The sequence below is a fragment of the Rhizobium alarense genome, assembly GCF_021555155.1.
GTDB lineage: Bacteria > Pseudomonadota > Alphaproteobacteria > Rhizobiales > Rhizobiaceae > Rhizobium_D > Rhizobium_D alarense.
Map to the genome: position 1 here is coordinate 53,857 of NZ_JAKGBU010000003.1, position 1,994 is coordinate 55,850.

The window sequence follows — 1,994 nt, forward strand, 5'->3', positions numbered from 1 at the left end:
GTCGTCGCGGCCGGCCGCGGCGGCGCGCCGGTGCGCGTCGAGGATCGTCTGGAAATGGAACGACTGGGGCGTCTGGGCGGCATGGAGCCCGGCGCGCGGAACGGTCTCCGCCACATGGCCGGTCGCGTCGGCGCGCTTCAGCGTGTCGGCGACCGCAAGCGCCGGCAGCACGGCCTCGGCGCCGTCCGCGAAGGCGGCGAGCGTGCGCTCGAGCAGTGCCGCGTCGACGAAGGGCCGGACGGCGTCCTGGATCAGCACATGCGTGACGCCGGTCTGCGCGAGCGCCTCGAGGCCCGCGAGCACCGAGAGCTGCCGCGTGCGTCCGCCGTGGACGAAGGCGATGCGCTTCTCCGGGTCTGCCACCGCGCTCCTCGCCGCCGCGAAGAACGCCTCGTCGTCCGGATGGATGACCGCGACGATCGGGTCGACCGGGCGCCATTTGACAAAGACATCGAGCGTGTGGGAGATCACCGGCCTGCCGCCGATGCGGCGGTACTGTTTCGGGCCGTCCGCATGGGCGCCCGCCCGTTCGCCTCTCCCGGCCGCCACGATGATGACACCGCACTTCACGTTCGCCCGCCCCTCGCATTGCCAAAGCGTTTTGGGCTCCTGTAGCCGGAAGGTGGCCAGGATTCCAGCAAAACCGGGAAAATTAGCGCGACCTGCCGAATGGGCTTGGCAAGCGCTTTGAGAGTGTCTAAAAATAGTGCAAAAATATGGCGTGCTTTAAAGATGGGCAGTCGAGTATGATGCCTCTGTCGAGGCCATTGTCGGTGGGGACAGCGACGCTGCGCAATCGCGTGGTGCTGGCGCCGATGTCGGGGGTGACGGATCTGCCGTTCCGTGATCTCGCCTGGCGATTCGGCGCGGGACTGGTGGTCACCGAGATGGTGGCAAGCCGCGAGCTTGCCGGAAACGCGCGCGAATCGTGGGCCCGCATCCGCAATTGCGGCATCCGGCCCCATATGGTGCAGCTCGCCGGCCGCGAGGCGCACTGGATGGCGGAGGCCGCCCGGATCGCCGAGGCGAACGGCGCCGACATCATCGACATCAATATGGGCTGCCCCGCCAAGAAGGTGATCGGCGGCTATTCCGGCTCGGCGCTGATGCGCGAGCCCGATCATGCGCTGGCGCTCATCGAGGCGACCGTCGCTGCCGTTTCGATCCCCGTGACGGTCAAGATGCGGCTCGGCTGGGACCATGGGACGATCAATGCGCCGGACATCGCCTGGCGCGCCGAGCAGGCGGGCGTGCGGATGGTGACGGTGCACGGCCGCACCCGCATGCAGTTCTACGAGGGCCGCGCCGACTGGGAGGCGATCCGTGCGGTGCGTGACCGGATCGCGATTCCCCTGGTGGCGAACGGCGACGTCGGCAGCGTCGCGGATGCGCATGACATCCTGGCGCGCTCGGGCGCGGATGCCGTGATGGTCGGGCGCTCCGCGCAGGGGCGTCCCTGGTTCGCCGGCGTGCTCGCGGGCTTTCGCGCGGCGCCGGAGCGCGCCGAGATCGCGGCGGTCGCGGCGGAGCACTACCGCGCGATGCTGGACTTCTACGGCGAGGCGGGCGGCCTGCGCCATGCCCGCAAGCATGTGGGCTGGTACCTCGAGCGCCACGCGCCGGGCATGCCGGCGGCGGAAAAGGCGGCGTTGATGACATCGCAGGATCCGCAATTCGTCGAAGGTCATCTCCATGAAGCATTGATGCGTTACGGCACGCCGGCGCAGGACGAAGTGATGGCGGTATGAACAGCGGAACGAACAACAAGGCGGGCATGGCAAGCGGAAACGATCTCGCCATGGCGGTACTGAACGCCATCCAGAACCCCGTGATCCTGGTCAACGAGACCGGCAAGATCTCGTTTGCCAACTGGGAGGCCGAGTCCTTCTTCGGCGCGAGCGCCAACTATCTCGCCCGCCACAATGTCAGCAATTTCATTCCCTTCGGCAGCCCGCTGCTGACGCTGATCGACCAGGTGCGCGACCGCCGCGCGC

Annotated in this window: 3 protein-coding genes; 2 read left to right on the forward strand and 1 reads right to left on the reverse strand. The window is 68.2% G+C overall.

What is annotated here, in order from left to right:
• Positions 1–570: 2-C-methyl-D-erythritol 4-phosphate cytidylyltransferase (ispD, locus tag LXM94_RS01635; protein ID WP_235769406.1), on the reverse strand; the 570-nt coding region annotated here is incomplete at its 3' end.
• 146 nt (positions 571–716) lie between these two features.
• On the opposite strand from ispD, the gene dusB reads away from it, so the two are divergent.
• Positions 717–1,748 carry a tRNA dihydrouridine synthase DusB gene (dusB, locus tag LXM94_RS01640; RefSeq protein WP_408015572.1) on the forward strand — a complete coding sequence of 344 codons (1,032 nt, stop codon included), beginning with the start codon at positions 717–719 and terminating at the stop codon, positions 1,746–1,748.
• Positions 1,745–1,994, forward strand: a 250-nt coding sequence (locus LXM94_RS01645; RefSeq protein WP_235769408.1) for a PAS domain-containing protein, incomplete at its 3' end; no start/stop codon positions are given. The genes dusB and LXM94_RS01645, both read left to right, overlap by 4 nt.

What these genes read in the sequence shown, in the direction of transcription:
- dusB (WP_408015572.1), top strand. Translation starts at nt 717, where the DNA reads ATGGCGTGCTTTAAAGATGGGCAGTCGAGTATGATGCCTCTGTCGAGG.